Annotated in this window: 11 protein-coding genes and 1 pseudogene; 11 read left to right on the top strand and 1 reads right to left on the bottom strand. The window is 47.2% G+C overall.

Features of this window, described 5'->3' with window-relative positions:
• The first annotated feature begins 28 nt into the window (after positions 1-28).
• The 5 genes from E7588_05455 to E7588_05475 all read left to right on the top strand — a co-directional run bounded on the left by E7588_05455 (position 29) and on the right by E7588_05475 (position 4,844).
• Complete coding sequence (locus E7588_05455; protein ID MBE6688707.1) at positions 29-1,312, top strand: glycosyltransferase; 1,284 nt, start codon at positions 29-31, stop codon at positions 1,310-1,312.
• A gap of 67 nt (positions 1,313-1,379) precedes the next feature.
• On the top strand, positions 1,380-2,258 hold the full coding sequence (locus E7588_05460) for a hypothetical protein (GenBank protein ID MBE6688708.1): 879 nt from the start codon (positions 1,380-1,382) through the stop codon (positions 2,256-2,258).
• Positions 2,255-2,863 carry a J domain-containing protein gene (locus E7588_05465; GenBank protein ID MBE6688709.1) on the top strand — a complete coding sequence of 203 codons (609 nt, stop codon included), beginning with the start codon at positions 2,255-2,257 and terminating at the stop codon, positions 2,861-2,863. The genes E7588_05460 and E7588_05465 overlap by 4 nt, the downstream gene beginning before the upstream one ends.
• Before the next feature lies 1 nt (position 2,864).
• Positions 2,865-3,383, top strand: coding sequence for a hypothetical protein (locus E7588_05470; protein ID MBE6688710.1), 519 nt, complete (start codon positions 2,865-2,867; stop codon positions 3,381-3,383).
• A gap of 132 nt (positions 3,384-3,515) precedes the next feature.
• Positions 3,516-4,844, top strand: a complete 1,329-nt coding sequence (locus E7588_05475; GenBank protein ID MBE6688711.1) for a hypothetical protein — start codon at positions 3,516-3,518, stop codon at positions 4,842-4,844.
• Positions 4,845-5,232: 388 nt separating this feature from the next.
• Here the strand turns inward: E7588_05475 and E7588_05480 are convergent, their stop codons facing one another.
• Positions 5,233-6,756: a hypothetical protein gene (locus E7588_05480; GenBank protein ID MBE6688712.1), complete on the bottom strand. Its 1,524-nt coding sequence runs from the start codon at positions 6,754-6,756 to the stop codon at positions 5,233-5,235.
• A gap of 443 nt (positions 6,757-7,199) precedes the next feature.
• Here E7588_05480 and E7588_05485 point away from each other — a divergent pair, with 443 nt between their 5' ends.
• The 6 genes and pseudogenes from E7588_05485 to E7588_05510 all read left to right on the top strand — a co-directional run bounded on the left by E7588_05485 (position 7,200) and on the right by E7588_05510 (position 16,917).
• Positions 7,200-7,982 (top strand): DeoR/GlpR transcriptional regulator, encoded by a 783-nt coding sequence (locus E7588_05485; protein ID MBE6688713.1) that lies wholly within the window; start codon positions 7,200-7,202, stop codon positions 7,980-7,982.
• A 45-nt stretch (positions 7,983-8,027) separates the two neighbouring features.
• A pseudogene (locus E7588_05490) lies at positions 8,028-8,276 on the top strand (2-oxo acid dehydrogenase subunit E2).
• Positions 8,277-8,405: 129 nt separating this feature from the next.
• Positions 8,406-9,728 carry a 2-oxo acid dehydrogenase subunit E2 gene (locus E7588_05495; protein ID MBE6688714.1) on the top strand — a complete coding sequence of 441 codons (1,323 nt, stop codon included), beginning with the start codon at positions 8,406-8,408 and terminating at the stop codon, positions 9,726-9,728.
• Positions 9,729-9,743: 15 nt separating this feature from the next.
• A complete protein-coding gene (lpdA, locus tag E7588_05500; GenBank protein ID MBE6688715.1) occupies positions 9,744-11,111 on the top strand; it encodes a dihydrolipoyl dehydrogenase in 1,368 nt (455 codons plus the stop codon).
• Positions 11,112-11,323: 212 nt separating this feature from the next.
• A complete protein-coding gene (locus E7588_05505; GenBank protein MBE6688716.1) occupies positions 11,324-13,804 on the top strand; it encodes a dehydrogenase in 2,481 nt (826 codons plus the stop codon).
• Between the two features lie 287 nt (positions 13,805-14,091).
• Positions 14,092-16,917: an S-layer homology domain-containing protein gene (locus tag E7588_05510; GenBank protein MBE6688717.1), complete on the top strand. Its 2,826-nt coding sequence runs from the start codon at positions 14,092-14,094 to the stop codon at positions 16,915-16,917.
• The last annotated feature ends 575 nt before the right edge of the window (positions 16,918-17,492 follow it).

Genomic DNA, 17,492 nt, shown 5'->3' on the forward strand with positions numbered 1-17,492 from the left:
CACACGGATTGCCGTCGGTAACTATGCCGTGACTTGCAAAATCTGCGAAAATGTGGTATACTTTATATGTACGCTTAACCATTACAAAAAAATGGAGATAATTATGGAAAAAATCAAGCTTTTATTTGTAGGTATAACAATGCACTGCGGCGGAAGTGAAAAATCCTTTTTGTCATTTGTCAATTGCCTGGATTTTGACCGATTTGAGGTGGATCTGGTGCTGGCTAAAAAGGACGGACTTTTCATGTCCCAGCTTCCCAAGCAGATTAATGTAATAGAAATGGAAAAGTACGGCGAGCATTTTCTTTTGTCCAACAAAAACGCCGTAAGCTGTCTTTTCAACACCTTTATAAAGAAAAATCCGCTGTATGCCTTTGATATTCTGCCGTATTTCTTAAAGGCGGTATTCTGCCGTAAGTCCTGGAGCGATACGGGCGGACGGCTTTGGGTGCACATGATGCAGAAAATGAAGCCGCTGGACAAAAAATATGACATCGCCGTTGCATATTGGGGCGACAGAGCCATGTTTTACATGATAGATAAAGTAAAGGCGGATAAAAAAATCACCTGGCTTCACTTTGACTATGCCCATCCCAAGAGGGATAACGAACTGTATCTTAAATATTTTTCCAAGTGCGATGCCATTGTCAACGTGTCCACCATGGTGGATGACGCGCTTAAGGGCGAGCTTCCCGAATTGAGCGACAAGTGCCTGGTTATCGAGAATATAAATAACCCCATACTTATAAATCAGCTTGCCGATTCGGGCGAGGATTTTCCCGATGCCGATTATAAGGGCAAGAGAATACTTACCGTGGGACGCATTGCGGAGCAGAAGGGCTATGATTTTGCCGTAAAAGCCATGAGCCTTCTGAAAAAGGACGGCATTGACGCCAAATGGTATGTGCTGGGGGACGGCGATGAGGATTATAAAGAGTACATACGTTCCCTCATTGACGAAGCAGATGTGGCAGACCGCTTTGTATTTCTGGGCACTACCCCCAATCCGTACTCCTACATGAAAAAATGCGACATATATGCTCAGCCCTCCCGCTTTGAGGGTAAGCCCATTTCGGTGGAGGAGGCAAAGATTTTAAGAAAGCCCATTGTTGCGGCGAAATATCTTTCCGCTCCCGAACAGCTTTGCGACGGGAAGTACGGCATGATAGCCGAGATGAGCGGTGAGGGTGTGTACGAAAAGCTTAAAATCATGCTTACCGACCCCGCTGTTCCCGAAATGTATGAAAAAGAACTGGGCGAGCACGATTTTTCAAACACCTGCGAGATAGAAAAGTTCTACAATATTATTTGATTGTTTACACAATACTGTTGATAATTCCTTATTAAAGAAATAAAATATATCTGTGGAATGGTGAAGTATGTTCGGATATATAAGACCCCGTGAGAGCGAGCTTCTTGTCAAGGAGCTGGAGCTTTACAAGGCGGTGTACTGCGGGCTTTGCAGGGCACTCAAAAAATTTGTTTCGCCCTTTATGCCGCTTACTCTCAGCTATGACGGTACATTGCTTGCCGTTTTCCGCATGGCGATAATGCGTATGCCCCCGAAAATCGAAAAGGGACGGTGTATCGCTTCGCCTTTTAAAAAGAAATGCCGTGTGTGCTCATGCGAAAACGATGCTTTGTGTTACAGTGCGCGCGCTTCGGCGGTGCTGGTGTATTATAACCTCAAGGACGATATAAAGGACAGGGACAAGGGCTTTTTGAAACGTCTTTTGTGCCGTGTGCTTCTGATGCTTGTTTCCCCGTCGGTGAAGAAAATCATCGGGACGGACGAAAATATGTCGGCACTGAGTAAAGGCGTTGAAGACTGTCTTGAAAGACTGAGCATAATGGAAAAGGACAACAGCGTTAATATTGATACTCTTGCCCAAACCTCGGGCGAGATACTTGCGCTGACGGCGTGTACGGGGCTTTGCGGTGAAAGCCGTGAAATTGCCGAAAAATACGGCATGAGTATCGGAAAATGGCTGTATATCGCCGATGCGCTTGACGACATGGAGCACGACCAAAAGAAAAAATGCTTTAATCCGCTCATAGCCCGTTTCGGCAGTGCCGGAGCGGTGAACGAAAACTCGGAAATGATAAGGGCGGTGCTGAGCCGCTATTCCGCCGATGCAATGGAACAGCTGCAAAGACTCAGCCCCACCTGCTATAATAACCTTATTGCCAACATAACTTCACTCGGACTTGAAAGTGCAATTTATAAGATATTCAACAACCGAAAGGAAAATAAATGAAAGATCCGTATCATGTTCTGGGCGTAAGCCCCGATGCTTCTGTGGAGGAAATCAAAAAGGCTTACAGAGAGCTGGCAAAAAAATATCATCCCGATGCAAATGTGGATAACCCCCTGAAGCATCTTGCCGATGAAAAGATGAAAGAAATAAATGAGGCGTACGATTATATAATAAATCTGCGTGAAAAGGGCGGTACTTCCTCGCAAAACGGTAACACCCACTATTCGGGAACGGCGTCCGGTACGCCTGATATCACCCGCGCCCGCACTCTTATTTCGCAGGGACGGTATGCCGAGGCGGGTGTTGTACTCAACAGTATACCCGTGCATCTGCGCAATGCCGAGTGGTATTATCTTAACGGTACAATCAAGGCAAACGGCGGAATGTATTTTGACGCCCGTTCCAGCTTTGAGGAGGCGGTGCGCCGAGACCCGTCCAATCCCATGTACCGTCAGGCGCTTAACAATATGTCACGAAACGGTGCCTACGGCGGATATACCGGCTCAAATATGAACTCCTGCAGCGGATGCGATATGTGTACGGGACTTATGTGCGCCGACTGTCTGTGCGAATGCTGCGGCGGAGACCTGATAAGGTGCTGTTGATATGAAAAAATCCAAAAAAACCGCACTGGGCGGTATTATTACCGCACTGTGCGTGGTAATTCTGTTTCTGGGCAGCTTTTTTTCCACCCTCGACCTTTCAATGTCCGCGCTGGCGGGAATGCTTCTCGTGCTGGCGGTTGTTGAAATGGGTGATAATTGGGCGTGGGGCATTTTTGCCTGCGCTTCGGTTGTAAGCATTCTTGTTATTCCTTCAAAGCTTGTGGTGTGCTTTTTTGTGTGCTTTATGGGGTGGTATCCCATAGCAAAACGAAGCTTTGAACGGCTTCATCCCGTGCTTGCGTGGTGCGTCAAGATAAGTACCTTTAACGTGTTTCTCACCGTGGCGATATGGGCGGTGAACTTTGTGTTTAAGCTCAGCGTGTCCGACTTTTCATTTTCGTGGGCGCTGTACGGGCTGGGAAATGTGACCTTTGTGCTGTACGATATAGCCCTTTCAAAAATCATTCTCTTGTATCTTGTGAAGCTGAGAAATATACTGAAAATCAATAAATTACTATAAAATGAAGAAAGCCGTGGGATATCTGTGGCTTTTGAAGTGATTTGCGTTGAAATTATGAAAATATCTTGCGAAAAATGATTATTGGTGGTATAATAACAAACAATAATTTTATAAAAAGGGGAAAACCAACTTATGAAGAGAATGATGATTGTTTTATGTTTTATGTTATTTATTACAGGATGTAATAAACATACTGACATTTCAAATCCTTACATTGAACTTGCGAACGAATACATTGCATCCGGTGAATACACTTTGGCTGCCGATGTCTTACAGAAAGGACTGGAAAAGGAAAACACAAAAGAACTTTCTGAAAAGCTAACCGAAGTACTAAGGCTACAGGTTGAAGTTGAAGCGGAAAACGGTAAAGACCAAGTTGATGTAAACGAGGAAGCTTTTGAACCTGTAGTTGAAAACGAAGATGTTGAGAATTATTATTATAGAAACGAGGATCCGTCAAACAAATTTATATCCGGAGAAATAACAATAGTTCCCAAAGACGTATATTGGGAATTTGGTAGTTTGATTGCAAATTGCTACGTGCTTAACGGCTTTTCCTACAAGGTTAATAACATAACAGTAGATTCGCTGGGATTTTACAATGAAGACGGTTATATAGCTGGCGGTGGATGCGGAATTTTACAAGGGCTGAGTCTGGAGCCGTTTTCGTACTGTGAGTGGGCTTTTACAATGCCTCCCGAATGCGTGGTTAAACCCGGAGCAATATTGAAAAACGGAGTGGATTGCGAAGGTAGTATTACGCATAGCGCTGAGTACGATTTGTCGAAAGCGAGTGGAGTACTGGCTAAGGCTGGTTTGTCCGAACAGGACTTCAGGAATATGTGCACGCCTTTGCTGAGCAGTGGATACTATGCATGGAACTACAACCGAGTTGGCAGTAGTAAAACCCACGACTATGACAGATACGTTGTGGCCAACGGTGAACAGTATTATGCTTCTTTAGAAGGAGATGATACGGTGCAAAAGGCTATTTCGAAATGGGATGAAATTTGCCTTGATTATGAAACCGGTGGCAAAAGATACTATAAATCAGGGCAGTCGGGTCCTTATTCGTATTACGATTATCATGTGTACGAAAAGTATGGTACGCTTGATTCGTATTTGAAGGATACTGTATATGCGCCAAAAGGCTGCTCTATAATATACGATTATTCCAAAGACATATTTGAAAAAATGAAAGAATATCCGAACGAATATCTCGGAACCCCTTTTGTCTTGATTGACTGTGACATCGAATCGTGTGGAAATAATATTTATGATTCCGACAACTTCGTTGACACTGAAATAGCAATAAATGATATTAGAGATGATGTGCATTCTCCAAATTTGATAACCGATAACGATTATTATCTTTATGTAATATTCAATGGAACATACGTATGTTATGATGGTGATATTGGCTTGAAATTCTCTTTGTTGTCTCTCGAAAAGATAGATTGATTCTACATAATACGAAAGAGGAAAAGTGCTTATACGAATGTTTTAGCTCCATATCTCATTTTGTGAAATCAAGAAACATACTTAAAATCAATAAACTGCTGTAAAAAACCCGCGGATGTCCGCGGGTTTTTTATAATGCGCAATTCGCAATGCGCAATTCGCAATTGATGTTGAAAACCGCAAAAGCGGTTTTCTTCAATTTGTCATGTTGAGCGTAGTCGAAACATCTTTAAAATACTTTATGGTTTAAGATTCTTCGACTACGTGCTGCGCACTTCGCTCAGAATGACAATAATGAAGAAAGCCGTGGAATTTTTCCACGGCTTTCAACCATAATTGCGCATTGCGAATTGAGCGAAGCGCATTGCGAATTGCAAATTGCGAATTATTATTTAAGCACTCTCCTCACAAATGCCCCATCCTCTCTTGTGATGCATCCCATCAGCCCGAGAAGCAGGGCGTACAGTAAAAGGGTGAGGGTGATTATAAGGGCGAGGGGGAGCGAAAAATGCATAAAGCGGCTTAGTGTGTGCATTATAAAAAGTGAAACGGTTATGCATATTGCGGGTTTTATTATGTCCTCGAATATGTGCACCTCAAAGCCCGTTTCGATTAAAAGCCTGCGGAAGCTGAGAAAGAAATTCAGAGCCTCACTGACGGTTATTACGATAATATAGCCTCCGATGCCCATGGCGGGCAGAAGCGTGACTGTGAGAATGACGCTGACGGCGGAGTCGATAAGGTTGTAGCGCATGTGGTTTTTTTGCAGATTAAGCCCTTTGAGCATACTGTCGGTCACACTGTCCAGGTACATTACGCACACAAGGGGAGCGAGTATTTTTACAAAATATGCCGCACGGCTGTTTTTGTACATAGCCATGGCGATTTCACCGCCGAAAACACACAAAATTCCTGCCACTGCGACGGAAAACACCAGCGTGTAACGGAAAATGAAGGAAAAAATGCGGTTGATTCGTGCTTTGTCATCTACTGCACGGCAGGCGGCGATTTCCGTTACCAATAGACCCGAAAAACCGCTGATGAACACGGCGGGAAGCATTATCACGGGCATTGCCATGCCGCCGATGACACCGTATTCCGCCAGAGAGGCGCTTTCCGAATGGCCGTATTTTTTCAGACCCCAGGGAATCATCATCTGCTCCACCGAGCTGAGTCCGCTTCTCAGATATGAGGTCAGCGCAACGGGCAGAGCAATGGACAGCATACGGTTGAGAATGTCGTCAGAGGCTTTCTTCGGATTTTTGACGCGGAATTCCTTTCTTCTGTCGGCAAGATACAGAATGAACAGCGTGATAAAAGACAGTATTTCTGCCGATGTGCCGCTCAGCACCAGTATACAGCAGGCGCTTTGCAGGTCGGTGGCGAGATATGAAAGCAGAAATGCCGAAAGGGATATTTTTATGTACTGCTCCAGCATAAGCACCGCCGAGTTTTTCACCGTCTTGCGCATGGCGGTGAAATATCCGCACAAAACCGAGCTGCAGGACAGCGCAGGCAAACTGAACGCCAGTATTTTCAGCGATTCAAGCGTGCGAATATCGCCCAGCCAGCTCAAAGCTATTTTTTCTGAAAACACAAACAGCAGTGCGCCTGAAAAAAGGCTGAGTGTTGAGGCGTAAAACAGGCAGTTTCTGACCGCTTTGGTACAGCCTGCCCTGTTTCCCACCGCCGCCTCCTCACTGACAAGACGTGAGGCGGCAAGCCCGATGCCGCCCGTGGCAAAGGTGACGGCAAGCCTGTACACCGTCATTATAAGCTGATAAAGCCCCATGCCGTCTGCGCCTATGCGGGAGGACAAAAACACCGTAAAGCCCATGGAAACAGCTGATATTATAATGGAAGTCGCCGTGGTGATAAGTGCATTTACGGCAAATTGTTTTGTTTTGTTCATGGCAAATTCCTTTAATGTTCAATGCGTAATTCGCAATTCGCAATTTCGGTTGATTTTGCTGTGCAAAATCTTCATTATGTCATTCAGGAAATAACCATCGCAAGCGGTGCTTGAAAAGAGCAAAGTGAAGAATCTTTTATTCTTTCTTTCGTATTAACCGGTTTGCGGTTTAAAGATGTTTCGACTGCGCTCAACATGACATAATTGCGAATTGTGCATTGCGAATTGCAAAATATACCGCAACGAGTGTCTGTACTATTATATTTTCATTTCACGTTAAGTATGTCAAAATGTTAACTTGTGTGTAAAGTTCACATAATTAATGTTAAATTAACAAACGAAATGTTAGCTTTTTGTTGACTTATCGCGTTTTTTGTGATATAATTACCATGTGTGAAAATGAAAAATTGTATTAGTATTTCGTGCCCATCAAATCTGAAAGGATGAATAATTCGTTTATGAATTACAGAAGACGCGAACTGGTTAAGGAAATTATCCTCTCCAAGCCCTTTACATCCCTGAAAGAGCTTGAAGAGCTGTTCCCCAATGTCTCCAGCATGACCCTCAGACGCGATATTGAGTATTGCGAGGCACAAGGCGACGCCGTAAAGGTGCGTGGCGGCGCTAAGTCCATGAAGTTTATTACAACTTCCATGGAGGACCCTATTTACAACCGTATGAATTCCAATGTTTCGGTCAAAAAGCGTATCGCAAAAAAAGCGGCGGAGTTTTTTGAGCAGGGACGCTCGATTTTTGTGGATTCCGGTACCACCTGCATTGAGCTTGCACAGCTTATGCCGGATATGCGTATCACCGTAACCACTACCGGCCCCAACGTTGCAATGAGTATGATTAAGAACACCAAGCCCATGATAAATCTTGTAGGCGGGCTTATCAACCGCGAGAATATGTCCATTTCGGGTGCTCAGGCATTGGAATATATCAACAGCATCAATATCGACCTTGCGTTTATTTCTCCCTCGGGCCTTTCGCTGAAAAACGGCTTTACCAGCGGTAACTTCAACGAGTGCGAGCTGAAAAAAACCATTGTCAACAAGGCGCGCGAGGTTATTATGCTTCTTGACGCGGCGAAGTTTGAAAAGGACCTTCCTTACACCTTCTGTCAGCTTAAGGACATACACATGATTATCACCAACACCGCACTGCCCCCTGTCTTTATGGAAGAGGCGGCGCGCAGTAATGTGAGAATCGTTATAGCAAACTAGTCGGCAAAAAAATTAATATATATATATTTTACGGAGGTAAAATCAATGGCAGTTGCAATTATCATGCCTCGCCAGGGACAGAGCGTTGAAAGCTGTGTCATCACAACCTGGGAAAAGAAAGTAGGCGACCCTGTTGCCGAAGGCGACATCTTGTTCACCTACGAAACAGACAAATCTTCCTTCGAGGAAAAGTCGACCGTCAGCGGTACTCTTCTTGCTATCCTTGCTGAAGAAGGCGAAGATGTACCCTGTCTGGAAAATGTTTGCGTTATAGGTAACGCAGGCGAGGACATTTCCGCGTTCACCAAGGGCGCATCAGCTCCCGAAGCTGCTCCTGCGCCTGCACAGACTCCCGCTCCTGCGGCACCCGCAGCGGCTCCTGCTCCTGCGGCAGAGCTTCCCGCTTCTGTTACCGCGGTTATCATGCCCCGTCAGGGACAGAGCGTTGAAAGCTGTGTTATCACTACCTGGGAAAAGAAGGTAGGCGATACCGTTAAAAACGGTGACATTCTCTTTACCTACGAAACCGACAAGTCCTCTTTCGAGGAAAAGGCGGCTGTTGAGGGTACTCTGCTTGCTATCCTTGCAGACGAGGGCGAAGACGTTCCCTGTCTCGACAACGTTTGTCTTATCGGTCCTGCCGGCACAGACGTAAGTGCGTTTGTAAACGGTGCATCTGCGGCACCCGCTCAGACAGAAGCAGCTACCGCTGTATCTGCGGCTCCTGCAGTTCAGGCGGCTCCCGTTGCGGCTACCGCGGCAGAGGTTAATGTAGAAAAAATCTCCCCCAGAGCTAAAAATCTTGCCATCAAGACCAATGCTGACCTGCTCAAGGCAGTTCCCACCGGCCCCTACGGCAGAATTATTGAGCGCGACGTTCAGGCTCTTCTGGACAAGGGCTTCACCGTAAGCGGCGCGGCTATGGGCGAATACAAGAGTGCTGTTGAAGGCACAGGCGCTAACGGCAGAGTTGTTCTTGGTGACCTGGCTCCCAAGGCTCCCGAGGCGGCTGCGGCTGTTGAAGCTCCTGCTGCATCTGCGGCTCCCGCAGCGGCATATGTGGACGAAAAGCTCCCCAACATGCGCAAGGTTATTGCCAAGGCTATGCACAACTCCCTGTCTACAATGGCTCAGCTCACTCTCAACACTTCCTTCGACGCTACCAAGCTTCAGGCTTGCCGTGCAGGTCTCAAGGCTCATGCGGAAAAGATGGGTCTTGCAAAGATCACTCTCAACGACATGGTGCTTTATGCCGTTTCCAGAACACTTCTCAACCACAAGGCTGTGAACGCTCACTTCCTGGACGACAAGATGAGATACTTCACCAATGCCAATATCGGTATTGCGGTTGACACCGACAGAGGACTTCTCGTTCCTACCGTGTTTGCGGCTGAAAAGCTGACTCTCAACGAGCTCAGTAAGGCGGCAAAGGTTGTAATCTCCGAGGCTCAGAAGGGTACTATCTCCCCTGACAACCTCAAGGGCGCAAGCTTCACCGTTACCAACCTGGGTGCTATGGGCATCGAAAGCTTCACTCCCGTTATCAATCCCCCCCAGACCTGTATTCTCGGCGTGAACAACATCACCAAGAAGATAAAGGAAGTAGACGGCGAGGACGTTATTTACCCTGCAATGGGTCTGTCCCTCACCTTCGACCACAGAGCACTGGACGGCGCTCCTGCGGCTAAATTCCTTCAGGAACTTTGCTACAACCTTGAGAACTTCGACATTCTCATGGCTCTGTAAGAAAGGGGTTATATAATAATGTACGATCTTATTATTCTGGGCGGCGGCCCCGCAGGCTACAATGCCTCCGAGCATGCTGCTCATGCAGGACTTAAAACTCTCGTTATCGAGGAACGCGCACTGGGCGGTGTATGTCTTAACGAGGGCTGTATCCCTACCAAAACCTTCCTCTATTCCGCTAAGGTTTTCGACTACGGCAAGCATGCCGCTGACTACGGTGTAACCTTTACGGGTGCTTCCATCGACCACAACAAGGTGGTTGACCGCAAGAACAATGTTGTTAAAACACTGGTAAGCGGTGTCGGCGCCAAGCTTAAAAAGGCGGGCGTTGAGGTTGTTAAGGCTTCCGCTGTTATAAAGGAAAGAAACGCAGAGGGCTTTGTAGTTACCGCTGAGGGCAAGGACTATGTGGGCAAACAGCTTCTGGTTTGCACAGGCTCCAATGCCGCTGTTCCCCCCATTCCCGGTCTGGCTGATTCCATCAAGAACGGCTTTGCTCTGACCAACCGCGAGATTCTCGACCTTCGCGAAATCCCCAAGACCATCGTTGTCGTAGGCGGCGGTGTTATCGGTCTTGAAATGGCTTCTTACTTCAACTCCGTAGGCTCCAAGGTTTACGTTGTTGAAATGCTGGACCACATTGCAGGTCCTACCGATGCCGAAATTTCCGCTCTTCTCCAGAAAGAATACGCTAAACGCGGCGTAGAGTTCATTCTGGGCGCAAAGGTTACCTCCATTGCTGACAAGAAGGTGGCTTACGAAAAGGACGGCAAGATTTCCGAAATTCCCTGTGACTATGCTCTGGTATCCATCGGACGCCGTGCAAGAACCGCAGGCATCGGACTTGAAAATATCGGTGTTAAAATCGAGCGCGGCGCCATCGTTACCGACGAATACGGCAAGACCAACGTTCCCGGTGTATGGGCGGCAGGCGACGTAAACGGCAAGAGCATGCTGGCGCACACCGCGTACCGCGAGGGCGAGGTCTGCATCAACAACATTCTCGGCAAGAAGGACAGAATCAACTACAATTCCATTCCTTCCGTTATCTACACCAACCCCGAGGTTGCGGCAGTAGGTGAAACCGAGCAGACCGCAAAGGCTAAGGGACTCAATGTTAAAATTCAGTCCGTAACCCTTAAGTTCAGCGGCAGATACATCGCCGAGAACGAGGGCGGCAACGGTATTCTCAAGATAATAATCGATGCTGACCACAAGAACATTGTAGGTATGCACATGATAGGCACCTACGCTTCCGAAATCATTTACGGTGCGGCTATGATGGTTGAGACCGAAATGAGAATCGCCGACATTCAGAAGATGGTATTCCCCCATCCTACTGTTTGCGAGGTAATCCGCGAAGCACTGTTCATGTTCGACTAAGCAGGGTAAGCCCTGCACCCAATCCGCGTACCGAGTGCAGCGCGAACATCATGCACGCGAAGCACTGTTCATGTTCGATTAAGCAGGTCACTTGCGTGACGGCGTATCGTGTACCGAGTGCAGTGCGAACATCATGCACGCGAAGCACCGCAGCAATTCAGATACAAAAACAGTAAAAAATAATATAATGAATATAAAGGAGATTTCCGACTATGCCTAAGAGTTTATTCGTTGACCCCAAAGAGGTCAGAAAAGCGGGCTTTGTTCACTTTGAAGACATTCCCGTAAACCAGTACAACAAAACACTGGCAGAAGAAAAGAAGCTTTACACCAAAGCAGATTTCATGCGCATTTATCGTGACATGGCTACCATCCGTGAGTTTGAGACCATGCTCAACGACATCAAGACCAAGAGCGCATACAACGGCGTAGAGTACAACAACCCCGGTCCTGCTCACCTTTCCATCGGTCAGGAAGCTACCGCAGTTGGTCAGGCTTACGTGCTTGACGTAAATGACTACATCTTCGGTTCTCACAGAAGCCACGGCGAAATCATCGCTAAGGGTCTTTCTGCAATCGAAAAGCTCACCGAAGCTGAAGTCGAAGACGTAATGAAGAACTTCCTGGGCGGTAACATCTACTCTATCGTTGAGAAGAATATGCCCAGCAAGAAGGACGGCATCAAAGAACTTGCCATCGACTTCCTGCTTTACGGTGCACTTGCTGAAATCTTTGCTCGTACCACCGGCTTCAGCCGCGGTCTGGGCGGTTCCATGCACGCATTCTTCCTGCCCTTCGGTATCTACCCCAACAATGCTATCGTTGGCGGTTCCGCAGGTATCGCATTCGGTGCAGCTCTTTATAAGAGAGTAAACAAGAAGCCCGGTATCGTTGTTGCCAACTCCGGTGACGGCGCGCTGGCTCGCGGACCTGTTTGGGAAGCATTTGTTATGTCCACCATGGACCAGATCAAGAAGCTGTGGGATGAAGAGCACAACGGCGGTGTTCCGATACTCTTCAACGTTAATAACAACTTCTACGGTATGGGCGGTCAGACCTACGGTGAAACCATGGGCTACAACATCGCTGCACGTATCGGTGCCGGTGTAACTCCCAACCAGATGCTTGCTGAACGTGTTGACGGCTACAATCCTCTTGCAGTTATCGACGCATACACCAGAAAGAAGGCTCAGCTGCTCAAGGGCGAGGGTCCTGCTCTTCTGGATATCGTTACCTACCGTATCTCCGGCCACTCTCCTTCCGACTCCTCCACTTACAGAACTCCCGAGGAAATCGAGACCTGGAAGAACGAGGATGTTCTGGTTGCATTCGAAACCAAGATGGTTAAGGGCAAAATTGCTACTGCCGCTGAGTTCGAAGCTATCAGAGAAAAGATCAAGGAGCGCATGACCAACATCATTAAGCTTGCTATCAACGATGAGATCTCTCCCCGTATGGACCTTGCAAAGGATCCCGGCGCTATTGCAGACATTATGTTCTCCAACCAGCACGTTGATTCCATGGATCCCGACCGCAAGCCCGACGTTCTCATTCCTCTTGAAGAGAACCCCCGCGTAAAAGCTCTCAAGGCCAAGGCTCGTTTTGCATTTGATGCTGACGGCAAGCCCGTACCCAAGGCTAAGGTATTCGGTCTGCGCGACGGTCTGTTCGAGGCTATTATCAATAAATTCTATACCGATCCTACCCTTATCGCTTACGGCGAAGACAACCGTGACTGGGGCGGCGCGTTCGCAGTTTACAGAGGTCTCACCGAAAGCCTTCCTTACCACAGATTCTTCAACTCTCCTATCTCCGAAGCCGCTATCGTAGGCTCCGCAGTAGGTTATGCTATGGCAGGCGGACGAGTTATCGTTGAGCTTATGTACGCTGACTTTATCGGCTGTGCAGGCGACGAAATCTTCAACCAGCTGTCCAAGTGGCAGTCCATGAGCGCCGGAATCCTCAAGATGCCCGTTATCGTACGTGTTTCCGTTGGTTCCAAGTACGGTGCTCAGCATTCTCAGGACTGGACCGCTCTCACTGCTCACATTCCCGGCCTGAAGGTTGTATTCCCCTCCACTCCTTACGATGCTAAGGGTCTTATGAACGCCGCTCTTGCAGGCACCGACCCCGTTATCTTCTTCGAGAGCCAGAGAATTTACGACATCGGCGAGCAGTTCCATGAAGGCGGCGTACCCGAAGGATACTACGAAATCCCCATGGGCGAGCCCGATATCAAGCGCGCAGGTAAGGATATCACCATCGTTACCATCGGTGCTGTTCTGTACAGAGCTCTGGAAGCTGCTAAGATTCTGGAAGAAAAGTACGGCATCTCCGCTGAAGTTATCGATACACGCTCTATTGTTCCTTTCAACTATGAAAAGGTTCTGGAATCCGTTAAGAAGACCGGTAAGATCGTGTTCGTAGGTGACGCTTGCGAGCGTCAGTCCGTAATGCGCGACATGGCTTCCACCGTTGCTGAGCTTGCATTCGATTACCTTGACGGACCTCCCGTAGTTGTAGGCTCCAGAAACTGGATCACTCCCGCGTTCGAGCTTGAAAAGTTCTTCTTCCCGCAGGCTGATACCATCATTGATGCTATCAATGAAAAGATTCTGCCCCTGCCCGGTCACGTTGCTAACTACAACTTCACCGACCTTGAGAAGATCGACCGCAATAAGAAAGGCATCTAATATAATTCGCAATTATCAATTAGCAATTAATGTTGAAAGCCGCGGACTTTTGTCCGCGGCTTTCTTCCATAATTCCGAAATTGCTTGCGAGATTTTGGCATTAGCACATTCTGTTACAAACCGCCCGCGGTTTGTAACAAAACCCCTACGTTTTGTAACAAAAAACCGCCCTGTGTTACATGTGTGTTACAAACGATTAAAAGCTATTGACATTTTTCCGTACTTGTTGTACAATGACAATGCAAGAAAAACTTGCCACAAAATATTTTTTTTAGGAGGACTTTTCAATGAAAAAGTTAGCAATGCTCTTAGCAGTACTCATGCTGGCAGTTGCAGCGTTCAGCGTTAGCGCTTTTGAAGACGTTACCGTTAACGATGCTTGCTTTGATGCTGTTAACACTCTGACTTCCCTCGAAGTAATCAAGGGCAAGACTGAGACCACATTCGCACCCGAAGATCCCGTTACCCGTGAACAGATGGCTATGCTTTTCACCCGTCTGTACACTACCGTTAACATCGAAAACGGTGACAACCTCACTCCTTTCACCGACCTCGATGATCCTTACTTCAACAGCGCTATCGCATGGTGCTTTGATGCAAAGGTTATCAACGGTACAACCCCCACCACCTTCGAGCCTAAGGCTCACATCATTTACCAGGACGCTCTTACCATGGCTTGCCGTCTCCTCGGCTACACCAATCTTACATATCCCCTTGGCAACATCACCAAGGCTCGTCTGATTGGTCTTACCGAAGGCCTCGAAGGCACTGCATATGACAAAGAGCTTACCCGTGGCGAAGTTGCTATCATTCTCTACAACGCTCTCGAAGCTGAAGGCGCTGAAGTAATCAAAGAGAACAAGGTTACTCTTTACAACGGCTATCCTCTCGTAGAAGCTATTGAAAGAAACTTCGAAATCGCAATCGACGTTTACAACTTCAAGAAGGAAACCTACCAGATCGTTGCTACCGAAAACTTCTTCATCGATCCTGCAAGAGGCACCGTTGACGAAGAGCAGTACGGTCTTATCGAAATCGTAGACGGCGAGCAGTTCGGCGACGTTGACACCTACGACTTCGAAGAAATCGCAGTTGCAGAAGGCACCGTAAGCGATGACAACATCCTTGCTTACATCGAAATCCTCTACAGAGGCGAATCTCTCGACGACAAGAAGGCAGTTGTTCTTTCTTCCGTAATCAACTCTGACCTCGACGCAGAAGCTGATGTTGAAGTTTACTTCAAGAAGGAAAAGAGCACTGATAAAGAAGAAAAGGCTCAGAAGAACGCAATCCGCGTTAACGGCAAGGTATTTGACCTCACCGACGCTGATGAGCAGATCGTTTACTACATCAACGGCAACGAAATCAAGGTTGTAACCGACCTTTCTGTTGACGCTCCTGTATTCTACCAGACCAAGAAGGACCTCGACGCAGGTATGTACGCTCAGAAGATCGTTGACGTAGACAAGGACGCAACTCCCGACTACATCATGTTCTTCCCCATGACCTTCGAAAAGGTTACCGGCATTTCCACCAAGGGCGTTTACAAGTTCGAAACCTCCGGTGAATTCAAGACCGAAGAGGAAGAATGCACTCTCGTAATCAACGCTGAAGAAGTAGCAAAGGGCGACTATGTTCTGACCTACAAGTACGGTCCTTTCACCGTTGTTGACTCTGTTGTTGAGCCCCTGGTTACCACCATTACCAGAAGAACCGGCTCCAGCCTCGCAAACTACAAGTACACTCTCGCTACCGGCGACGTTGTAACCTTCGCAGATGCTAACTACCCCGTTGCAGGTACCTACATGGCAGCTAAGAAGCTCGACGCTTCCAACAAGGAAGATGTATTCTACATCATCAACGATAAGATCATCTACACCGAAAAGGAAAGCGCTACCGGCTACGAAGCTTACAGCTACGCATTCTTCATTCAGGGCGGCGAGGTTGAAACCTCTGTTGATACCGAAGACGGTACCGTTACAGACGTTAACACCATCATCGCATTCATGAACGGCAAGGCTGTTACTCTCCCCGTTGAAGCTGACAAGATCGACGACCTCACTCCTAAGTCCGTTATCACTGTTACTGACATCAAGGATGGCAAGTACATTGTAGAAAACGGCATGGTTGCTGCTGACAAGATCGCTGCAGATAACGAAGATGGCTACGAACATCAGTTCGCAAGCGGCTCCGCTCAGATCTGGTACGACACCAACTCTAACATCTACAAGCTTTCTGCAAACAGCAAGATCTACAACATCGGCCTCACCGCTGATTCCGAGCTGTACGCAGTTAACATGAAGAACGGCAATTACGACAGCGTTAAGCGCTACACCATGGCTAACATGCCTAAGTACGGCAAGACCACTCTTACCAACGTTATCATCGCAGCTGTTAAGGATGCTGATGAAAAGATCACCGGTTGGAACCTCCTCGTTGCTTACATCGCTGACGCTTCTCTCGTTGGTGATACCAACAACGAATACCAGGATTACAGAATCGTTCTCTCTGCAGGTGAAGAAATCGACGACGAAGACAACACCTACACTGTATACGAAGTTCTGAACCCTGTTACCGGTGCTACCGAAACCATCGTTGATACCACTGCTAACAGCACCATCTGGAGCGAAGGCACTCTGGTTCGCAAAGCTAACAACGGTTCCGTTAAGGCTGTAATCAACGAAGACGTTGCTGACGGCGGCAAGTACGAAGTATTCAACGCTAACAACCTCCAGTCCGGCGCAGACACCAGAAAACTGATGCAGATCAACAAGCTCATCAATGATGATACTTTTGCAACTGTATTCAAGGGTCTCAACCAGGGCGAAATGGGCGATCCCGGCGAATACAGCCAGGAAATCAAGCTCAACGGCGTTAACATCGTTGTTATCGACATCGACGAAGACACCGACGAAATCACTGTTGAAGTAACCGAAGATGCTACCGAGCTCGAGGGCAAGGTTGTTAGAACCTTCGTTACCAGCGGTCTCAGCTACAAGCCTGCTTACATGGTAATTCTTCCTTGGCAGTGGGTTGACGCTGAAGGCGACTTCGCAGGCTTCGCTAACCTCGACGAATACTACGACGACTACGAAGAAGAAGTACTCGCATAATTCGTTAATTTAACTTAATACTTAAGTTCCTAAGGGACCCGACGCAAGTCGGGTCCTTTTTGTGTGTGTGCGTTGCAGGTGCAGAGCCGAAAAGAGCCGAACTCATGTCGGTTTCGAGGACGATTTTCGCCCCTTTCGGCGTTATTTTTTCTTGTAATATGTACATATAACTGCGCAAAAATGCCTTGAAAGAAACAAAAATCGTTCCTTGAAACTTCCCTCGAACCGAGGAAAGATAATTTTCAAAGATGTATTTATGCCGGAAAGAAATTTTCTCGGCGGCATTAGTTCGACTCTTTTCGGCTATAGCCGATCCGCTTAAGCTATAATTGTCACGCGTGACAATTTTGCAAACCGCTGTACGTAGCACTGCTCATGATGACATGTGGACGGCAGATGACGGCGGTTGGCGGAAAAACTGTTAAAATAGTAAAAATGTATTGACTTTTTTATGGAAATATGCTACAATGTATGTGTATATTTGTACAAGAGTTTACACAAAAGGGTACCCTTTTGTAACACTGTATACATACAGTGTTATAACTCATTTTCAGCACTACATATTGTGTGTTGTA

It is taken from the genome of Oscillospiraceae bacterium (assembly GCA_015065085.1).
Taxonomy (GTDB): Bacteria; Bacillota; Clostridia; order Oscillospirales; family SIG627; genus SIG627.